Below are 20,026 nucleotides of genomic sequence, written 5' to 3'. Positions count from 1 at the left end.
AAGGCAAAAATATGTTTGATGAAAAAATAATCAATACTATGACAGATAAAGTAAATGAATTAATTGAAAAATATAATGAAGTTTGTGAAGCTAATGAAGCTTTAAGAAATGAGCTTGTAAGCGTTAAAGCACAAAATGAAGCAAAAAGTAATCAAATCATGCGTTTAGAAGAAGAACTTAAATCTCGTAATATAGAAAGCGAAGATATTTATAAGAAAATAGAGGCTGTTCTTGGCAGATAATCTAAAACAAGTCATTGTTAATGTTAATGCGAAAGATTTCATTGTTAAGTGCAGTGAAGAATTTGCAAATTTTTTAGAAGATGATATCGCTTTGATTTCTGGCGGTACTAAAAAAATAGAACTTAAACGCTTTGTAGATGCGTTTGTTAAAAAAAGTTATGAAAATTATATTTTAGAAAGAGAACTTAAGAAACTAATAAAAGCAATCAATGAAGAACTCCCGACAAAATGAATAAAGCTTTTACTCTGCTTGAGCTTGTTTTTGTGATTTTGATTTTGGGAATTTTATCAAGCTTGTCTTTATCTTTTATCAATACTACAAAAGATGAGGTTAAAATTTTAAAATTAAAAATGGACTATGAAATGCTAAGCTCAGATCTTGCTTTAATGCGTAGTCAAATGAGACTTAAAAATTTAAATTTTCCAGAAATTTTAGATAATGCACAAAACAATCAAGCCAAAGAAAAACTCTTTTATTGTTTAAATGATTGTGATTATTCTTTGCTTGATACACCTATTTATTCTGATTTTAAATCTTGGATAAAAATAGGCAAAAATCACTATAGATTTGCATTAAATGCCAAAGAGATGGTTGAATTTATTTATGATTCTAAAGAAGGTTTGTTAAAGTGTATAGGAAGTTCTAGATGCAAAGATCTGATATAAGATATTATGAACTTGCAATTTGTGGTTTATATTTGGATAATTTAACTTTTCATAGTTTTGATAAAATCAAACCTTTAACACAAGTATTAGTGGATTTAAAAACTAAAAAAAACCTTAAAGCCATCGTGCTTAAAGAATGTCAAAAACCTGATTTTAAAACCGTAGAAATTAAAGAAATTACAAAGTATTTTCTAACTCCTTTGCAATTTGAATTGGCAAATTTTATTGTTTATTATTATGCTTCAAAACTTGGTTTTGTTTTGGATTTTTTTGAAACTAGTCCTAAGTATGAATGTCAAAAAATGTTTTTTAAAGATACTCCTAAGTTAAGTAATCAGCAACAAAATACCTTAAGTTTTCTTCAAAAAGAAAATAATTCCTTACTTTTCGCTGACACAGGTAGTGGCAAGACTGAAATTTATATTTCTTTGATAAAAGAGTGTTTAGAACAGGGTAAGCAAGCTTTACTTTTGATGCCAGAAATTGCACTCACTCCACAAATGCAAAAGCGTTTAGAAGTGTATTTTAAGGATAATTTTTTCCTGTGGCATTCTAAAATTTCAAAGAAAAAAAAGCAAGAATGTTTAGAGCGTTTTTGTAAAGGAGAGGTGCTTTTAGCAGCGGGTGCAAGATCGGCTTTGTTTTTGCCTTTTAGAAATTTAGGACTTATTGTGGTGGATGAAGAACATGATAATTCTTATAAGGCTTCTAATCAGCCTTTTATCAATGCAAGAGATTTGGCACTTTTTTTGGGGCAAAAAAATAAAATCAAAGTAGTTTTAGGTTCTGCAACTCCGTCTTTAACAAGTTTTTATAAGCAAAAAAGTTTTAGACTTAAAGGAACTTTTTTTGAGAGTAAAAAACATTTTTTATATGATGAAAATGAGCTTGGTATAACACCTATGCTTTTAAGCGAATTAGAAAAAAGTTTAAAACATCAAAAACAAGCTATAGTATTTTTACCCACAAGGGCTAATTTTAGACAAATCATTTGTAAAGACTGTGGAGAAACGATTAAATGCCCTTTTTGTTCTATTGCTATGAGTATGCATAAAAAGAAAAATATTTTAAAGTGTCATTATTGTAATTATACTTCTTTGATAGAGCAAAATTGTCCAAGTTGTAAAGGTGAAATGCTAGAGGCTAGAAAAATGGGGACTGCTGAACTTTTAGAGCTTTTGCAAAATGCTTTGCCTTTGGCAAAAATAGCAAAATTTGATAGCGATGAAATCACAAGCGTTAAAAAGCTTAATACTATTTTAAAAGACTTTAATGAAAATAAGATCGATATACTTATTGGCACCTCTATGCTTGCTAAGGGGCATGATTATCATAGTGTGGATTTGAGTGTGATTTTAGGACTTGATGAGTATTTGTTGCGTCCTAGTTTTAGAGCAAGTGAAGAAACTTTAGCTTTGGCTATGCAAGTTGCAGGTAGGGCGGGGCGTAAAGGTGAAGCAAGAGTGCTTTTGCAAACAAAAAATAGAGCTTTTTTTGAAAGGTATATAGAGGATTATGATGCTTTTTTAAAAGATGAGTTAGAAAATAGAAAAGATCTTTATCCCCCATTTAAACGCCTTTTAAGAATTCTTATAGAAGATAAAAATCAATATAATGCACAAAAACTCTGCGAAAAATTTGCCTATCAATTTAAAAATATCAAACAGGTAGAATTGGTAGGCTATGGAATTTGCGGAGTTGAAATGCTGCATGGAAAATATCGTTTTTATTTGTTGCTTAGAAGTGAAAATTATAAAGCTTTAGTGGCAATTGAAAATTATATTTTGCAATTTAAAAATGCAAGTGCGGATATTGATCCTATTGATTTTATGTGAAATTATAAAAAACAAAGCAATAAAAAGTTAAAATTTGATATTAAAATTTTTCAAAGAGTGAAGTTATGGAGTATAAAAGATTCAAAACTAGACAAATCAAAGTAGGAAATGTTTTAATAGGTGGTGATGCACCTATTTCAGTTCAATCTATGCTTTTTACCAAAACAAGAGATATAGAAGGTTCTTTAGAGCAAATTAACCGTCTTTATTTTGCAGGGGCAAATATAGTGCGTTTGGCGTGTTTAGATATGGCTGATGCAAGGGCTTTAAAAGAGATTAAAAATAAAAGTCCTTTGCCTTTGATTGTAGATATTCATTTTAATCATAATTTGGCTGTATATTGTGCTGAATTTATTGATGGAGTGCGTATAAATCCTGGCAATATAGGTTCTAAAGAAAACATTAAAGAAGTAGTAAAAGCATGTAAAGAACGTAATATTCCTATACGAATTGGCGTAAATCATGGTTCTATAGAAAAACAATTTAGTGATAAATTTGGCTATGGTATTGATGCTATGCTAGAAAGTGCGATGTATAATATCAAGCTTTTAGAGGATTTAGACTTTTTTGATATTAAAATTTCCATGAAAACTTCAGATTCCCAAAAAACTATACAAGCTTATGAGAGATTAAGACCGCTTTGTGATTATCCTTTTCACTTGGGTGTAACTGAAGCAGGGACTAAATTTCATAGCACTATAAAAAGTTCTATAGCTTTAGGAAATTTACTTCTTAAGGGTATAGGTGATACTATGCGTGTTTCTATGACGGGTGAGCTTGAAGAAGAAATTCGCGTAGCAAGGGCGATTTTACAGGATAGTGGGGTGCAAAAGAGTGGAGTAAATATCATTTCATGTCCAACTTGTGGAAGAATTCAAAGCGATTTATTAAGTGCAATTAAAATTGTAGAAGAAAAAACTAAACATATAAAAGAACCTTTAAATATTAGCGTGATGGGTTGTGTTGTAAATGCTTTAGGTGAAGCTAAAGGTGCTGATGTAGCCATAGCTTTTGGAAAAAATCAAGGGCTTGTTATAAGACATGGTCAAGTTGTAGCTAAACTTAAAGAAAATGAGCTTGTAGATAGATTTTTAGTTGAAGTTGAAGATGAGGTTAAAAGTAGGTCTACAAAAGAATAAAAATTAAAAAGCAAGTTTTAATCTTGCTTTTTAGAATGGCCATATAGCTTCTATAACTTTACTACCCCAAGGCTTTCTAGTGCTTCTATCCACTTCTCCTTCTGTTTTATATAAAATTTTAGCATCTGCTATGTATTTGCTATCTATAGTATTATCTTGGCCGATATCATAAGGACGAATAACACCGCTTAATTGTATGATTTGTTTTTCTCCGTTGATTAGAAGTTCTCTTGAACCTTCAATAAAATAATTACCATTGGATAAAATTTTAATCACACGCGTTGAAATTGTAGTATTGAAACTTTCATTTCTGCTTTGTGAACCTGTTCCTGTATAATTGTTTGAGCTATTGGTTTGAAATCCTATATTAGAGTAAGCATTGACTTTATTAAGAGCATTAGCTACCACTCCTGAACTTCCTGTTAAAGTTCCCCCACCTAAATTTGAAGTGTTAGTTCTGCTTGTTGCTTTATTTGCTTGAGTGCTTTGAGTGGTGCTTTCTTGTATTACAACTGTAACTAAGTCATTTACATTCATGGCTTTTTTGTCTGAAAATAAAGGATTATCTCCTTTTCCAAAAAGCGATCCTGGTGCGCTTTCTATATTGTTGCTTTGTTTTGGAGCAAGCTCTTCTACATAGGCTGGCGGTTTCATTGAAATTTGTGGATCAACCGTTGCTGAGCAACCAAAAAATACGAATGGCAGCATATAAAATAAAACTTTTTTCATTTTTATCCTTTAAAAATATATGAATTTTTATTTTTATTTGTTAAAATTAAGAAAAGCAAAGAGCGTTCCACATTTATAAATTTAAGGAGAAAATGATGGCAAATCTTTATTTAATGAGATCTAGAAGTGATGAATTAAATACTATTATTAGTACAAAATTGCTTAAAAACTATAGCAAAATTTATAAAAATATTGCAATTTATTGCCCTGTAATATATATACATCGTATTTCTGTTTTGCAGGGTTGGTTGGAAGAATTTAAAATCAATCAAACTGTAAAAAATGCTTATGGTTTCACTTTTAAAGAAGCTATGGAAGAATTTAGTAAAGATCCACATAATTTTTTTAATGTTATTTTAGAAGAATATGAAGAATTAAAACGTAAATATGATTTTGTACTTGTAAATAGTTTTTGTGAATTTGGGATACTTGATGGATTTGATCTTAGCATAAAATTGGCTAAAAATCTTAATACTCCTATAGCTGCTATTATTAATGATGAAGATAAACTTATAGCTCAAAAATACTTTAATAATGCTTTAGATGGTCGAAACTATGTTTTGATTAATGAAAATTTTAATTTTGAAGAAGTGAAAAACCTTAAAGAATATAATTTTATAACTCCGCATCGTTTTAAGTATGAGCTGATTAAACAAAGTGTAAAAAATAAAAAAACTATTGTTTTACCAGAAAGTAATGATGAGAGAATTTTAAAAGCTGCTGAAATTTTATTAAAAAGTAATATTGTTGATCTTATTTTATTAGGTGATGAAGAAAAGATTAAAAAAGACGCTGCTAGATTAAGTCTTAATTTAAATTCTATAAAAACTATCAACCCTTTAAATTCAGAATATAATCAAGAATTTGCTTCCATTCTTTATGATGCAAGAAAATCTAAAGGAATGAGTTTTGAAGAGGCTAAGAAGCTAGTTCAAGATAAAACTTATTTTGGGACCTTACTTATACATACTGGAAAAGCTGATGCTATGGTTAGTGGAGCATCAACTACTACAGCTGAAACGATTCGTCCTGCATTACAACTCATCAAAACCAAAGAAGGCATTAGTTCGGTTTCAGGAATTTTCTTTATGGGACTTGAAGATCAAGTTTTAGCTTTTGCTGATTGTGCTGTAAATCCAAATCCAACCGCTGAACAACTTGCTACTAGTGCTTATGTGAGTGCTATGACTGCTAAGTCCTTTGGGCTTGAACCAAGAATAGCTTTACTTTCTTATTCTAGTGGTGATAGTGGTAAAGGAGAAAGTGTAGATCTTGTAAAAGAAGCATTAAAGATTGCTAAAGAAAAATACCCTGAGTTAAATATAGATGGTCCTATGCAGTTTGATTGCGCTTACGATCCAAAAACTGCAGCAAAGAAAATGCCAAATTCTAAGATAGCAGGCCATGCAAATGTATATATTTTTCCTGATCTTAATGCGGCAAATATTTGTTACAAAGCAGTTCAAAGAACCGCTAATGCTTTAGCAATCGGTCCTATTTTGCAAGGTCTTAAAAAACCTGTTAATGATTTAAGTCGTGGATGTTTGGTAGATGACATTGTAGATACAGTAATTTTAAGTGCTATACAAGCACAATAGAAAGGAATAATAAATGAAAATTTTAGTTTTAAATTCAGGCTCTTCTTCGATTAAATTTAAATTTTTTGATGATAAAATCGTTAAAGCCAGTGGTTTAGTAGAAAAAATTGGAGAGCAAAATTCAAGAGTTATATTAAAAAATGCTTTAAATAATGAAAACTTTGAAAGAGAATTAACAATAAACAATCATGAAGAAGGACTTCGTATAGTCAATGAGCTTTTTAAAGAATCAGGAATTTTATCAGATTTAAATGCTCTTGATGGCTGTGGTCATCGTATAGTTCATGGGGGAAGAAATTTAAATGAGCATTGTTTAGTCGATGATTGTGTTCTTGAAGAGATTAATAAAGTAAGTATTTTTGCTCCTTTACACAACCCAGCAAATTTAGCTGGTATAAAAACAATGATGAAAGCCGCACCTGATGTTGTAAATGCGGCCATTTTTGATACAGCTTTTCATCGTACTATACCTGATTTTGCTTATATGTATGCTTTACCTTATGATTTTTATGATAAACATAACATAAGAAAATATGGTTTTCATGGGACTTCTCATGCTTATGTCAGTTCTAGAGCGGCAAGTTTTCTTCAAAAAGATAAAAGCGAATTAAATGCTATCTGTGCTCATCTTGGAAATGGTGCAAGTGTATGTGCTATAGAAAAAGGTAAGAGTGTGGATACTTCTATGGGATTTACTCCGCTTGAAGGGCTTATTATGGGGACGCGTTGTGGGGATATAGATCCTGCTATTTTACCTTTTATTGCTCATCTTAAAGGTTTAACCATAGAAGAAATAGATACACTGATGAATAAAAAAAGCGGAGTATATGGAATTTGCGGTTATAATGATTTTAGAGATATAGAAAGAGAGATAGAACAAGGTAATGATAAAGCACGTTTGGCTCTTGATATGTTTTGCTATCGTCTTGTAAAATACATAGGAGCTTATTTTGCTATATTACCAAAAACCGATGCTATTATTTTTACAGGTGGTATAGGAGAAAATGATAGTTTGGTTCGACAAAAAGTATGCGAGAGATTAGCTCATCTTGGTATCGAGTTAGATTTTGAACTTAACAAACAAAGGATTTCGGGCGAAAGAATGATAAATCATGCAAATTCTAAAGTTAAAGTGCTTGTTATTCCTACAGATGAAGAATTAGAAATCGCTAGAATCACAGAAGAACTTATCAGTAAAAATTAAATTTTAAAAACTATATAAATGTTTCATTTATATAGTTTTTAGCAAGGTTATATATTCACTTTGCTTTTCATTTAAAACTTTAAAAGTGCTTATCATGTAAGAAAATTCATCATCATTTAAATCATAAAGTTTTTTAACCAATAAATCATTTTTTGCTCTTAAGATATCATAAGCTTTTTTAGTTTTTGGAATTTCTTCATTTTTTATATTAAATTCTTGTTTTAGTTCATCAAAATGATGATTTTTATCATTGTAAAGTTGTAAAAGTAAAGCATTTTTAGCGAGGGTTTTATAAATTTCATTGTTTTGAATTTCTTCATCACTTGGTTGAGGCAGAGGAATTCTTTCTATGTAGGTTTTGCTTACATTGATTTGCACCATATTTCTTATGATAAAATCAACCGCTAAAGAATTAAACAAAGCCAAAACAAATAAAATCTTTTCATAAGGCACCATATCTATACAAATTTCATCATCTTTTAAAATATATTGTTTTGGAATATTAGAATAAACACTATTTCCGCACCCGCAATTTTTTGGTAATAAAGAAGCTATCAAAGTTCTCTCATCAGTATCTCTTGCAATGGCTCTATATCCAAGTCTAAAAAATTCTCTATCGTATTTTATCAATTCAGGCTTTAATCACTTTTATATTGTGGAAAGAAATCATCGTCACTAAATTTAGTTTTATCCCAAGGTGGATTACCTATGATGATATCAAAGCCTTTAAAGACTTGATTTTCTATGATTTCAGGAAATTCTAACTCATAGTTAAAGAAGTTAAATTCTTTTTGATATTTGCTAATGATGTTTTTTGCTTGTTTATTTTGGCTTAAATTTTGTATGTCATCTTGACTTAGGACTTTTAGAAATCGTAATTCTTCTTTGTTGGCAAAATGAAGCGTGTTGATATAGTTTAGATATAAATTGAGTTTATCAAGTTTTGGTGTGATTTCATTTTGATAGATTTGTTTAGATTGTTTGATTTGTTCTTCGTTGGTATCTTTTAGGTTGTCAAGTTTTTCAAATACTTCTTGCAAAATTTCAAATTCTTGTGTTATGGAATTTGTAAAAAGATTATTTGAGTTTTGTTTTATCAAATCTTTAAAATCACTTAATATTTTCATTGTTTAGTTTGTCTTTTAAAGCACTTTGGATTAAAAAATTAGTTATGGATTGAGGTGTGTAAAAGCTTGCACTTGCTTTTCTTGAGTTGCTAGTATTTTTAAGGTAAATTTGCCCTTTTTTGTAAAAGGTGTATTTTTCTACCTTTTTTGATTTTTCTAAAATTTGAAAATTATAATTATCAAAATAACATTCTATTTCTTTTGATTTTTTTTATAGCTTACATAATAAATATCTTCATTTGCTATTTCAAAAAAGTAAGAAAGCAAGCCTTCATAAATCGTTCCTAAATGTTCTACGCTTAAAGTTTTGTAATCTCTTTTAAAGCTTAGATTTTTATCTTTAAAATTTAACAATTGGTTTAAAATGAATTTTAAATCTTTATTGTTAAAGATTTTTGGCGTGCTTAAAAGAGCGGTTTTGCTCTCATCAAACAACCCGCCATTAAAAACAGGCATGTCAAAATTTCCTTTACCTTTGTTGTAAATATTGAAAATATTTTCAAGTTCTCCAAAACCACCGCTTGAGCTTTCATCCTCTTGTAAATTTTCAAGTAAGGTTTTTTTACTTTTAAAATACTTATGTTTTTCTAGTATAATTTCAAATTTATCCTCAAAATAAGCGATGAATAAAAGTCTAAAGATAAAATATAAAGAATTTTCATAGATTAGTTTCAAATCCGCATTTGTTTTATTGTAAATTCTAGAGCCTATGAATTCAAATAAAGATTCATTTCCATTAGTTCCGTAAATGATAGATTTTAAATCATCTTCTATTTTGATTTTTGAAAGTTTATTGTTTTGTAGAGTTATTTCTAAATGATCTTCTTTTTCTGTGAAATTAAAAGCACTAAATACGCTATAAAAATATGCAAAAGCTTCAAGATTTCGATCTTCAATGATTTTTTCTAAATTGATTTTATAAAAAACTTTGCTTGAATTTAGTATAGAGTTATCATAAAAACGCCAAAATCTACCATTGGTTAAAAAGCCATAATTTTTCTTAAGATTGCTTAGATATCTTAGAATTTGAAAGTGGGGGTTGTCTTTTACTTTTTTATTGTCTATTTCTATATCATAAGCTTTTGATTCTAAGATGATTGTGAATTCGTTATTTGATTTTTTTTGTTTCTTTGTCCAAATTTTCGTATTTTGCTTTTAATTTTTTGCTACTAAAAAGTAGAAAATCAGGTTTTTCCAATTTTCCTTGTATGATTTTTTCATCTTGTCTTACAAAGTGCCACCCTAAAATTTCTAATACTTTTGATATAAATTCATCTTCAAATTGATGCTCATTTTGTTTTTTAAATTTTTCTTTGTCGTAAATTTTTGCAATTTCATTTAAAATATCTTCAAAGGCTTTTTGATTTGCGTTAAAATTATAAATCTTAGGAAAGTCAATTTCTAAAGAATAGCTTGTAAAAAGATTATTGTTGAGATATTTTTTAAGTTCTTGATAGTAATTCATGGCTTTCTTTTTAAAGTATTTTTAAAATTTGACATTTTAAATTATATCTAAAAAACTTTAAAGACTTGTGCTTGTTTTGAGAGAATGATTTTTAGTTGGAATTAATTTTCTTTAGATAAAATTTTAATTAAAAAATAAAGCGTGGATTATGAAAAATTTTAAAGATTTTAGCCTTCGTTTTTTATTTAAAGTATCAGAACAACCCGTTCTTATAAAAGATTTATTAGAAGCAAACGCACTTTTTAATGATGGTATGCTTGTAGATCCTTCTAAGCTAAATTTTAATTTCAAAATTCTAAATTCTTATATTTATTTTGGCGTTTTTTGTGCTGTGATTTTATTGCCATTGCTTTTAATCACTCATTACTTTTTAACAAAACTTGACTTTCATATAAGTATATTAAGTGCTGTTATGGTTACTGCTTGTGTATTTATAGGATATGATATTTTTAAGGTTTATACTCGCAAAATAATCTCAAAAAAAATAATACAAAAAGCTTGGGCTTTACATTTTCCTTACTTTTCTTATGAAAAATATTCTATAATGGCGGGTAAATTTTATAAAGAAGCCTTAAAGGAAGAAGTTTCAAAAACAAATTTAGAGCAGTATGTTTTAGATAAGATTATTCATTCTAGATAATCTAAAATTTGATTTTGAAATCGCATATTTTCTAATTTTCTTTTTAAGTCTTTATTTTCTTCATTTAAAACACTTTCTTCTGTTCTTAACGTGGCAATCTCTCTACTAAGATAATAAATTTGGTTTCTAATGTAAATTTGTGGAGCAAATAAAAATAATGCAAAACTAACAAGCAAAGCTGCAAAAAGAAGATGATTGAAATTTAAATTTCTATCTTCTTTGGTAGCATTAGAAAAGCCTTCTAATAAAACATTTTTTGCTTTTTGAGAATCTTCATCATTTTGTTGTTTTTCTTGAATTTGAATGGATGGTTTTGGAAGTTCTTGTTTGTTTTCTTGAGGTGTTATTTTTTTTTGTAAATTCTCTAAACTTTGTTTGATATTGGGTTGATTTTTAGCGCCTAGTTTTTTTTCTATGATTTGGGATTTTTGTATTTTAGGTTCAGTTTTGTGAATTTTTTCTATAGGGTTTGTAAGATCTTTTTTTTCTTTTTTAGTTTGAATAGAAATTTGATTATTTTTTGTTTGAATTTGTGATTTGATTTGAATATCTTTTATCTCGTTTGTTTCTTTGCCTCCAAATAAAAAAATTTTTTTCCTTTTTTCCTTTTTTCCTTTTTTCCTTTCTTTCATTTTAGAGAAAATTTTTTTAGCAAGAGACTGTTTTTCTTCTAATTTAACATTGATCAAATCTTCTTTTAAATATATATTTGATTTTTTAGTATGTTTTGATTCATACTCTTTGTCAAATTCTTCTAAGAATTTATTAGGAGTCTTTTTTTTAAAACGACGCCTTAAAATATCATCACTAGAAATTTCTTCTTTTAAATCATCATCAAGTGGTTTGCCTTGATTTATAGCACGAGAAAATTTTAGCATTTTTTGGCGTATGTTTTGTCGTTCTTTTATAAAATCATCTTCTAACATTTATCATCCAACATTATTAAAGTAAAAAGCACGCATTTTAGCACAACTTGAACGAGAATTTTTTAAAAGTTCTTCTTTACTTGCACTTATGGCTTTTTTGGTTACTATTTGTCCTAGACTGTGGTTATTTCCACATTCACAACGCATTATTTTTTCATTGCAAATGCAATTTTTTGCCCATTTTTTGAAAAAATTTTTTACTATTCTATCTTCTAAAGAGTGAAAGCTAATGATTGCTAAAATACAATTTTTCGGTTTTAAATTTTCTAAATGTTCAAGAAAGTCTTTGAGCATTTTAAGTTCTTGATTTACTTCTATTCTAATAGCTTGAAATACTAAAGTAGCTTTAGAAATTTTTCTATGATTTTGCTTGCCTTTTCCTATAATTTGATAAAGTTCTTTAGCGCTTTTAATTGGATGTTTAATTCTTTCAAAGCAAATTTTCTCAGCAATAAAATATGCATCATGTAATTCTCCATATTCTTTAAAAATGGAAGTTAATTGTTCTTTCGTATAGGTATTAACAACCTCATAAGCTGATATTTTAGAATTTTGATCCATTCTCATATCTAAAAAGTCAGAATTTATACTAAAACCTCTTTCGTTGCTATCAAGTTGAAATGAAGAAACTCCAATGTCTGCTAAAATACCTCTTAAATCTTCTTTATATAAAATTTTTTCTAGAATTTCACCAAAATTGCTTTGTATAAAAGTAATTCTATCGTGGAAATGCTTAAGGCGTTTTTTAGAAAATTCTAAAGCTTGTTGATCTTGATCGCAGGCAATAAATTTAAGATCAGGATGGTTTTTAAGTAAAATTTCACTATGCCCACCAAAGCCTAGGGTGCAATCTAAAAAATAACCTTTTTTAAGATTTTTAAAAATCTCTTGAACTTCATTAAGCAAAACTGGAGTGTGAGGAATTTCCAAGATGTCAGTCCTAAATAAAATTTTATAAATCACAATTATAACTAAAATTTTATTGTAAAAATTATAAAATTTTTAAAGAATAAATATTTTTTGGCAAAAAAATATAATTAAACTCTACTTAAACACTTCTACGATATAATTTCTAGTTTAAATTTAATCAAGGAATGATATGCTTACTTGGATGCAACATCACAAAAAATATCTTGTTGTTACTATATGGGTTAGTACTATAGCTTTTGTCGGCGCTGGTTTTTTAGGTTGGGGTGCTTATGATTTTAATCTCAATCGTAGTTCAAGTGTTGCAACTGTAGGAAATGAAAAGATAGGTTTTAGCGAATTTGATACTAGATATAGACAAATTTTAAGTTATTATAATCAAATTAGCAATGGTGCTTTAACTCCAGAAAATGCTGAGCAACTAGGCATTAAAAATATAGCTTTAAGCTCTCTTGTTGAAGATAAGCTTTTGTTAAATTTTGCTAAAGATTTGGGTATTGGCGCAAACGAGAATGAAATTTTACAAAAACTTGCAAATACTAGAGAATTTCAAAATCCTACAGGGGATTTTAACAAAACAATTTATTATGAACTTTTAAATGCCAATAATTTAACTCCAAAAGATTATGAAACACAACTTGCAAATGAAGTAATTACCGATAAACTTAATCAAATTTTTAATATTTCCAGTAAAGATGAAGAATTAAAAATGTTAGCTTCTAGTTATTTCATGCAAGATGCTTTAAGTATTGCAAAAATTGATTATGATAACAAAAATATCAAGATTAACGAAGAGGATTTAAAAAAGCTTTGGAATGAGCATAAGCAAGAATATAAAACTAAAAAAATATATGAAATTTCAACTTATTTTTTACCAGCGGATAATAAAAAAATTGATGATAAAGAATTAGAAAAGTTTTATAATCAAGATGAAAATAAACTAAAATATAAAGATTTTGCAGGTAAAGTGATGGATTTTCAGTCTGCTAAAAATGAAGTTGCTAAAGATTATGCTTTAATGCAACTAAAGAATGTGGCTAATGCTAAATTTTTAGATTTAAAAAATGGAAAAGATGGTTTTCAAAAAGATCAAAATATTAGCGAATCTGATGTTTATTATCCAATTGAACTTTTAAATAAAGCTAAAAATGGAGATATTTTGCGACCTATGCTTTATGATAATGGATATATTATAGTTAAACTAAATAAAGTATATCCTATAAGAAATAAAACTTTTGAAGAAGCTAAAGATGAAGTTTTACCTATGTATTTAAGCGAACAAGCTAGAAAAAACCTAGAAGAAAAAGCTAAAAATAGTCTAGTAAATTTTAAAGGTGATGATATAGGTTTTGTAAGCCGTGATAGTTCTCGTGAGAGTGTAAAAGTTAGTGATAAAATATTAAATGATTCTGAATTTGCTTATTTTTTAATGAATGTATTTAATACTGATCAAAATAGCTCTTATGTGATTATTAATGATAATAAAGCAATATTATATAAAATAAACAAACAAAAATTAGAGACAAATTCTAATAAATTTGAACAATATAAAATCATGCTTGAGCAAAATTTACAAAATTTAAAAGCAAATGAGCTTAAGCAAGAACTTGTTGATGAACTTAAAAAGATATATCCGATAAAAATTTATTATAAAGGGAATTGATTTTGAATATATTAGGAATTGATTTAGGCTCAACCCAAACTTGTGCCATTATTGCTCAAAAAGATGAAGATGGATTGAAAATTATTGGTTTTTCCAAGTCGAAAACCAACGGGGTTAAAAAAGGTACCATTACCAATATAGAGCTTGCTTCTAAATCTATTGAAGAAGCTGTTAGAAGTGCTGAAATGATGAGTGGAGTTCATTATGATAAGGTTGTAGTATCTATTTCAGGTGCTTATACTAAAAGTGTTGATAGTATAGGTGTTGTTAATATTCCAAATCATGAAATAGGCATTAAAGAAATTCATCGTGCTGTAAGTACAGCTAAGCATACTGCCAATCTACCAAGTGGTTATGAAATTATCCATGTTCTACCTTATAATTTTAAAGTTAATGATCTTGAGCATGTTGATGATCCTTTGGGAATGAGTGGCAATCGTTTAGAAGTTTCAACTCATATAGTGATTTCACAAGAATCTCATATTAAAAATCTTAAGAAAGCGGTTGAATTAGCTGATTTGAGAGTAGATAATATAGTTCTTTCAGGGTATGCTTCAGCTATAGCTTGTTTAGATGATAGTGAAAAAGAATTAGGCGCTGTTTTGATTGACATGGGTGGTGCGATTTGTGATATGGTTGTGCATACTGGAAATTCAATTAGATATAATGATTGTTTACAAATTGGTTCAATTAATATTACTCAAGATTTATCTATGGCATTACATACCCCTTTAAAAGAAGCAGAAAAAATCAAGCTTAATTATGCAGCTCTTTCGCAACAGCCTAATACCCTTATACAAATTCCTTCAATGGGTGATGAAAGAAAGGTTAATGAAGTTTCTTTGGATATCATTTCAAATGTAATTTATGCAAGAGCGGAAGAAACTTTGATGATTTTGGCAAAAATCTTAAGTGATAATCGTTATGCCAATGCTATAGGCGGTGGAGTTGTTTTAACAGGTGGAATGACTAAGTTAGCAGGTATTGATGAGCTAGCTCCTGCCACATTTGATAATCGCTCAGTTAGACTGGCTACTGCAAGAAAAGATTTAATTACTGGTTTTAGTGAAATTTTTAACGATCCTGAAAATACTTGTACTATAGGACTTTGTTTATATGGAGCGGGGTATTTTACGCCTTATGAACTTGATTCTAATGAAAAATTAAGATATAAAGGAGAAATTGAAAATTTTAATCGTCAAATTAAACAAGATATTGTTTTGCAAAAAGATACAGAAAGTGAAATAAAATCTGATTTTTTTGATGAAAATTTGCAAGAAAATGATACAATTGCAATACAAGAACAATTAGATTTTAAAGAGCCAAAAGAAAAAAAACCTAGCGTTTTTTCAAATATCTGGCATAAAATTATGAATCAATTTTAACAAGGAGAAATTTTTTATGAGTGAATTTTTAGTAGAAGAAATGCAACATAATAAAGGTGCAAAAATTAAGGTTATAGGCTGCGGTGGCGGTGGCGGTAATATGATCAACCATATGGTTAAAATGGGATTAAATGATCTTGATTTAATTGCAGCAAACACTGATGCACAAGCTATTTCAATTTCATTAGCAAAAACTAAAATTCAACTTGGCGAGAAAAAAACTAAAGGTTTAGGTGCTGGTATGCTTCCTGAAGTAGGTGCAGAAAGTGCTAGGGAAAGTTTTGAAGAAATAAAAGCAAGTCTTAGCCAAAGTGATATTGTATTTATTGCTTCAGGTTTTGGTGGAGGTACTGGAACGGGTGCCACTCCAGTTATTGCACAGGCAGCTAAAGAGATTGGAGCTTTAACTGTTTCTGTTGTAACCATGCCTTTTGCATTCGAAGGAAAACAAAGAAAAAAACTTGCTGAAAGCGGTCTCCTTGAGCTTAAAAAAGAAAGTGATTCTATTCTTGTAATTCAAAATGAAAAATTATTAAGTATTATTGATAAAAAAGCAGGCATTAAAGATGCTTTTAGATTGGTTGATGATATTTTAGCTCGTGCTGTAAAAGGTATGGTATCTATTTTACTTGATAATGGTGATATCAATGTTGATTTTGCAGATGTAAGAACCATCATGAGTCATCGCGGACTTGCACTTATGGGTGTTGGTAGTGCTAGTGGTGAAAATGCTATAGAAGAGGCTCTTACAAACGCTATAGAATCTCCTTTGCTTGATGGAATGGATATTAAAGGTGCTAAAGGTGTTATTTTACATTTTAAAACAAGTTCTAATTGCTCTTTGTTTGAAATTTCAGCAGCAGCAAATAGTATACAAGAAATTGTTGATGAAAATGCTAAGATTATTTTTGGTTCTACAACGGATGATAGTATGGAAGATAGAGTTGAGGTAACTATTATTGCAACAGGATTTGAAGATAAAGATACAGTAGCTAAAAAATCTACCGAAGAAGCTCAAGCTTCTAAGAAAAATCCTTATCTAAGTCTTAAAAAGGTAAGTGGTGGTTATGATGAAGAAATAATGGCGCAAATTGAAACACCAACTTTCTTACGTCGTCAAATGGATTAAAATTAATTTTTAAAGCAAGATTGAGTTCAAATCTTGCTTTTTATAGTTTAAAATTATCTCCTAATAATCTTTCAAATATTTATTTTTCTTTATTTTTAAAAGTTGGAACACTCTTTGCTTTTATAGCTATAAAATCTTAATTTTATAGGTGAAAATATGCAAAATGGATATTATCAAGCAACTGGCGGAATGGTAACTCAGTTTAATAAACTTGATGTGATTACTAATAATCTTGCCAATATTAATACAAGTGGATACAAAAGAGATGATGTGGTTATTGCAGATTTTAAAAGGATTTTTAAAGAGACTCAGGATGAGTTGCCTATAGAAAATCACACAAGAGATGCATCTCGTTTTGTAAATACTACAATAGATGGAATCCCGCAAGTTTCTCAAGAATATACGGATTTCAGCCTAGGTTCTTTAAAGGCCACAAACAATCCTTTAGATTTAGCAATGACTAGAGAAGATGCTTTTTATTTGGTTCAGACCAAAGATGGAGAAGTAAGATTGAGTAAAGATGGAAATTTTCAACTTGATGATGAGGGTTATTTGGTAAATAAGCAAGGATACAAGGTATTAAGTAGTGATTATTTTAATAATCCTCAGAATGCTGGCATACGCATTCCTAATGGTGCTGTTCAAATTAGCATTGATAAAAACGGAAGCATTGAAGTTGATGGAGCTCAAAATGCAAGATTATTTGTAGCACAAGTGGATGATATAAGAGCTTTGCAAAAAGATGGAGATAATGTCTATAAAATAGATAATCTAACCCGTATTAGAGATTTGGAAAACTCCAATGCTATTCGCCAAGGTTTTTCTCAAGGATCAAATGTTAATCCAGTTACTGAAATGGTAGGATTGATTGAAGCAAACAGAATGGTAGAAATGTATCAAAAAGTTATGACAGCTCATATGGATGACTTAAATCAAGAAGCTATTAATAAGCTTGCAGCTGTTAAATAATTTAAAATAAAATAAAAAAGGATTAAAAATGATGAGATCGCTTCATACTGCTGCTACGGGAATGGTAGCGCAGCAAACACAAATTGATGTTACTTCAAATAATATCGCCAATGTTAATACAGCAGGTTTTAAGAAAAGTCGTGCAGAATTTGCTGATCTTATGTATCAAGTTATGAAGTATGCAGGAACTTCAACTTCGGCTACTACTCTTTCTCCTTCGGGTATAGAAGTAGGTGTGGGTGTGCGTCCAACAGCGGTAACTAAAGTTTTTACTGAAGGAAATTTAAAATCAACAAGTACTGATGGTCTTGATATGGCTATTGCCGGTAATGGGTTTTTTCAAATACAACTTCCTGATGGCACTATAGGATATACTAGAAATGGGCAATTTACAAAAGATAATGAAGGTAATATTGTAAATTCAGATGGTTATAGACTTTTGCCTGAAATGACAATACCTGAAGGTGCAACAGCAATTAATGTTGCTACAGATGGAACCGTTTCTGTGATGTTGCCAGGAGAACAGCAAGAAACTCAAATTGGTCAGGTAGAGCTAGTTCAGTTTATAAATCCAGCGGGTCTTCATTCTATGGGCGATAATCTTTATCTTGAGACAGGAGCAAGTGGTGCACCTGTTGCGGGTATAGCAGGACAAGATGGACTTGGAACAATAAGACATGGATTTATAGAACTTAGTAATGTTCAGCTTGTTGAAGAAATGACAGATCTTATTACAGGACAAAGGGCTTATGAAGCGGGTTCTAAGGCAATTACAACAAGTGATGATATGCTAGGAATTGTAAATCAGCTTAAGCGATAGTTGATGTAAAATAAATAATTTTTAATTCTTTTTTAGTTTAATGGCGTGTTAAACGCCATTAAATTTTTAGCAAGAGTAGCAAGTTTTAAATTCATAAGCAGTTGGACGAGCTTCTACTGGCCAAACTTGTGTTTCAAATTTTAAGTGTTGATAATCATCAATAAAAATATCGCTCATTACAGGTTTTAAATAAGAATTATGTCGGATTAAAGCTTCTAAACTTCCTCTTAGAGTGTGCGGTAATTGCTCTATCCCTTTTTCACGTATTTCATCCAAAGTAAGATCAAATAAATTTTCATCCATAGGGCCTATAGGAATGGTTTTATTTTTGATTCCATCAAGACCTGCCATTAAAAGACTAACAAAAGCTAGATAAGGATTAGCAGTACTATCAGGGAAGCGAATTTCTATACGAGCTGAATTTTTACCTATGCCATAAGGAACGCGACAACTTGCTGATCTGTTTTGACAAGAATAAGTTAAAATACAAGGAGCTTCAAAGCCAGGAACTATTCTTTTATAAGAGTTAGAACTAGGATTTGTAAAAGCTGCGACACTTCTAGCATTTTTTAAAATTCCACCTATATAATTTATAGCAGTTTGGCTAAGTCCACTATATCCATCTTTGTCGTAAAATAAATTTACCCCATCTTTCCATAAGCTCATATGAACATGCATACCATTGCCATTATCTCCGTATAAAGGTTTTGGCATAAAAGTGGCAGTTTTGCCATTTAAATGAGCTACCATTTTTACAACATATTTATAAATTTGAACATTGTCGGCTGCTTCTACAAGCGTGCCAAAATTTACTCCTATTTCAGCTTGTCCTTGTGCAACTTCATGATGATGAACAAAAGTTTTAAGACCTACTTTTTCAAGAGTTTGAACCATTTCAGAACGAATATCTACTAAAGAATCAATTGGCTGAACTGGAAAATATCCACCTTTGTTTCTTGGTCTGTGTCCAGTATTGTAGCTATCAGTAAATTCTCTATCATCATTCCACTCTCCTTCTTCGGTATCAACTTCATACTTAGAACAATGAGTAGTATCAACTATTTTTACACTATCAAAAATAAAGAATTCATTTTCTGGTCCAAAGTAAGCAGTATCAGCTATGCCACTATTTTTAAGGTGTTCCATTGCTTTTTTTGCTATGCTTCTTGGACATTTTTCATACATTTGTCCTTTGTAAATATCATACACATCACAAAATACTATGATAGTAGGATCAGCTGTAAAAGGATCTAAAAAAGCACTTTGTGCATCAGGTTTTAAAATCATATCTGATTTTTCTATAGGTTGCCATCCATGGATTGAGCTTCCATCAAATGGAATACCAGTTTGAAATGTTTCTTCATTGATTGCATGAAGATTATAGGTAATATGATGCCAAGTTCCTATCATATCTGTAAAACGAAAATCAACAAAAAGCACTTCATTTTGTTTGCAAAATTTGAAAAAATCATCTATATTATTAACAAATTTTCCCATATTTTTACTCCTTCTGTAATTAAATTTATAAAATTATATCATAAAATTTTTAATTAAGATTTAAT

Annotated in this window: 17 protein-coding genes and 1 pseudogene; 13 read left to right on the top strand and 5 right to left on the bottom strand. The window is 29.5% G+C overall.

From position 1 onward, the window contains the following. Positions 1–11 precede the first annotated feature (11 nt). The 5 genes from ACOTU8_RS02810 to ispG all read left to right on the top strand — a co-directional run bounded on the left by ACOTU8_RS02810 (position 12) and on the right by ispG (position 3,882). Positions 12–242: a hypothetical protein gene (locus ACOTU8_RS02810; RefSeq protein WP_002852327.1), complete on the top strand. Its 231-nt coding sequence runs from the start codon at positions 12–14 to the stop codon at positions 240–242. Then, positions 232–474, top strand: a complete 243-nt coding sequence (locus ACOTU8_RS02805) for a hypothetical protein (RefSeq protein ID WP_002854947.1) — start codon at positions 232–234, stop codon at positions 472–474. The genes ACOTU8_RS02810 and ACOTU8_RS02805 overlap by 11 nt, the downstream gene beginning before the upstream one ends. Further along, the gene (locus tag ACOTU8_RS02800) at positions 471–908 is read left to right on the top strand and encodes a prepilin-type N-terminal cleavage/methylation domain-containing protein (RefSeq protein WP_422341705.1); all 438 of its coding nucleotides are present in this window, start codon (positions 471–473) and stop codon (positions 906–908) included. Before ACOTU8_RS02805 ends, ACOTU8_RS02800 begins: the two co-directional genes overlap by 4 nt. Next, on the top strand, positions 890–2,743 hold the full coding sequence (gene priA / locus ACOTU8_RS02795; protein ID WP_422341704.1) for a primosomal protein N': 1,854 nt from the start codon (positions 890–892) through the stop codon (positions 2,741–2,743). The genes ACOTU8_RS02800 and priA overlap by 19 nt, the downstream gene beginning before the upstream one ends. A 65-nt stretch (positions 2,744–2,808) precedes the next feature. Continuing rightward, positions 2,809–3,882, top strand: coding sequence for a flavodoxin-dependent (E)-4-hydroxy-3-methylbut-2-enyl-diphosphate synthase (gene ispG, locus ACOTU8_RS02790; protein ID WP_422341703.1), 1,074 nt, complete (start codon positions 2,809–2,811; stop codon positions 3,880–3,882). Between the two features lie 30 nt (positions 3,883–3,912). Here ispG and flgH read toward each other — a convergent pair whose 3' ends face one another. Then, on the bottom strand, positions 3,913–4,611 hold the full coding sequence (flgH, locus tag ACOTU8_RS02785) for a flagellar basal body L-ring protein FlgH (protein ID WP_422341702.1): 699 nt from the start codon (positions 4,609–4,611) through the stop codon (positions 3,913–3,915). A 92-nt stretch (positions 4,612–4,703) separates the two neighbouring features. On the opposite strand from flgH, the gene pta reads away from it, so the two are divergent. Beyond that, positions 4,704–6,209: a phosphate acetyltransferase gene (pta, locus tag ACOTU8_RS02780; protein WP_422341701.1), complete on the top strand. Its 1,506-nt coding sequence runs from the start codon at positions 4,704–4,706 to the stop codon at positions 6,207–6,209. 13 nt (positions 6,210–6,222) lie between these two features. Next, positions 6,223–7,413, top strand: coding sequence for an acetate kinase (gene ackA / locus ACOTU8_RS02775; protein ID WP_422341700.1), 1,191 nt, complete (start codon positions 6,223–6,225; stop codon positions 7,411–7,413). Between the two features lie 27 nt (positions 7,414–7,440). Here ackA and ACOTU8_RS02770 read toward each other — a convergent pair. Then, positions 7,441–10,005, bottom strand: a pseudogene (locus ACOTU8_RS02770) (Eco57I restriction-modification methylase domain-containing protein). A gap of 148 nt (positions 10,006–10,153) precedes the next feature. Between ACOTU8_RS02770 and ACOTU8_RS02765 the strand changes: the two are divergent. Beyond that, on the top strand, positions 10,154–10,645 hold the full coding sequence (locus ACOTU8_RS02765; protein ID WP_422341699.1) for a hypothetical protein: 492 nt from the start codon (positions 10,154–10,156) through the stop codon (positions 10,643–10,645). Here ACOTU8_RS02765 and ACOTU8_RS02760 read toward each other — a convergent pair. Both ACOTU8_RS02760 and rsmH read right to left on the bottom strand, forming a co-directional pair. Beyond that, positions 10,633–11,571, bottom strand: a complete 939-nt coding sequence (locus ACOTU8_RS02760; RefSeq protein ID WP_422341698.1) for a hypothetical protein — start codon at positions 11,569–11,571, stop codon at positions 10,633–10,635. The two genes, ACOTU8_RS02765 and ACOTU8_RS02760, sit on opposite strands and share 13 nt — an antisense overlap. A gap of 3 nt (positions 11,572–11,574) precedes the next feature. After that, positions 11,575–12,501 (bottom strand): 16S rRNA (cytosine(1402)-N(4))-methyltransferase RsmH, encoded by a 927-nt coding sequence (gene rsmH, locus ACOTU8_RS02755; RefSeq protein WP_422341697.1) that lies wholly within the window; start codon positions 12,499–12,501, stop codon positions 11,575–11,577. A gap of 169 nt (positions 12,502–12,670) precedes the next feature. Between rsmH and ACOTU8_RS02750 the strand changes: the two genes are divergently transcribed. The 5 genes from ACOTU8_RS02750 to flgG all read left to right on the top strand — a co-directional run bounded on the left by ACOTU8_RS02750 (position 12,671) and on the right by flgG (position 18,464). Continuing rightward, complete coding sequence (locus ACOTU8_RS02750; RefSeq protein WP_422341696.1) at positions 12,671–14,161, top strand: peptidylprolyl isomerase; 1,491 nt, start codon at positions 12,671–12,673, stop codon at positions 14,159–14,161. Continuing rightward, positions 14,158–15,546, top strand: coding sequence for a cell division protein FtsA (gene ftsA / locus ACOTU8_RS02745; protein WP_422341695.1), 1,389 nt, complete (start codon positions 14,158–14,160; stop codon positions 15,544–15,546). Before ACOTU8_RS02750 ends, ftsA begins: the two co-directional genes overlap by 4 nt. 16 nt (positions 15,547–15,562) lie before the next feature. Beyond that, positions 15,563–16,675: a cell division protein FtsZ gene (gene ftsZ / locus ACOTU8_RS02740; protein WP_422341694.1), complete on the top strand. Its 1,113-nt coding sequence runs from the start codon at positions 15,563–15,565 to the stop codon at positions 16,673–16,675. Positions 16,676–16,831: 156 nt separating this feature from the next. After that, on the top strand, positions 16,832–17,644 hold the full coding sequence (locus ACOTU8_RS02735; protein WP_422341693.1) for a flagellar hook-basal body protein: 813 nt from the start codon (positions 16,832–16,834) through the stop codon (positions 17,642–17,644). A 28-nt stretch (positions 17,645–17,672) separates the two neighbouring features. After that, on the top strand, positions 17,673–18,464 hold the full coding sequence (gene flgG / locus ACOTU8_RS02730) for a flagellar basal-body rod protein FlgG (protein WP_002852142.1): 792 nt from the start codon (positions 17,673–17,675) through the stop codon (positions 18,462–18,464). A gap of 66 nt (positions 18,465–18,530) precedes the next feature. On the opposite strand, the gene glnA is transcribed toward flgG, so the two are convergent. Further along, on the bottom strand, positions 18,531–19,961 hold the full coding sequence (gene glnA, locus ACOTU8_RS02725; RefSeq protein WP_422341692.1) for a type I glutamate--ammonia ligase: 1,431 nt from the start codon (positions 19,959–19,961) through the stop codon (positions 18,531–18,533). Positions 19,962–20,026 lie beyond the last annotated feature (65 nt).

Origin of the sequence: Campylobacter jejuni, from assembly GCF_049221745.1 — a bacterium.
GTDB classification, from domain to species: domain Bacteria; phylum Campylobacterota; class Campylobacteria; order Campylobacterales; family Campylobacteraceae; genus Campylobacter_D; species Campylobacter_D jejuni_E.
Note: the sequence above shows the minus strand (reverse complement) of the source record. Positions and strands in the feature narration are given on the sequence as shown.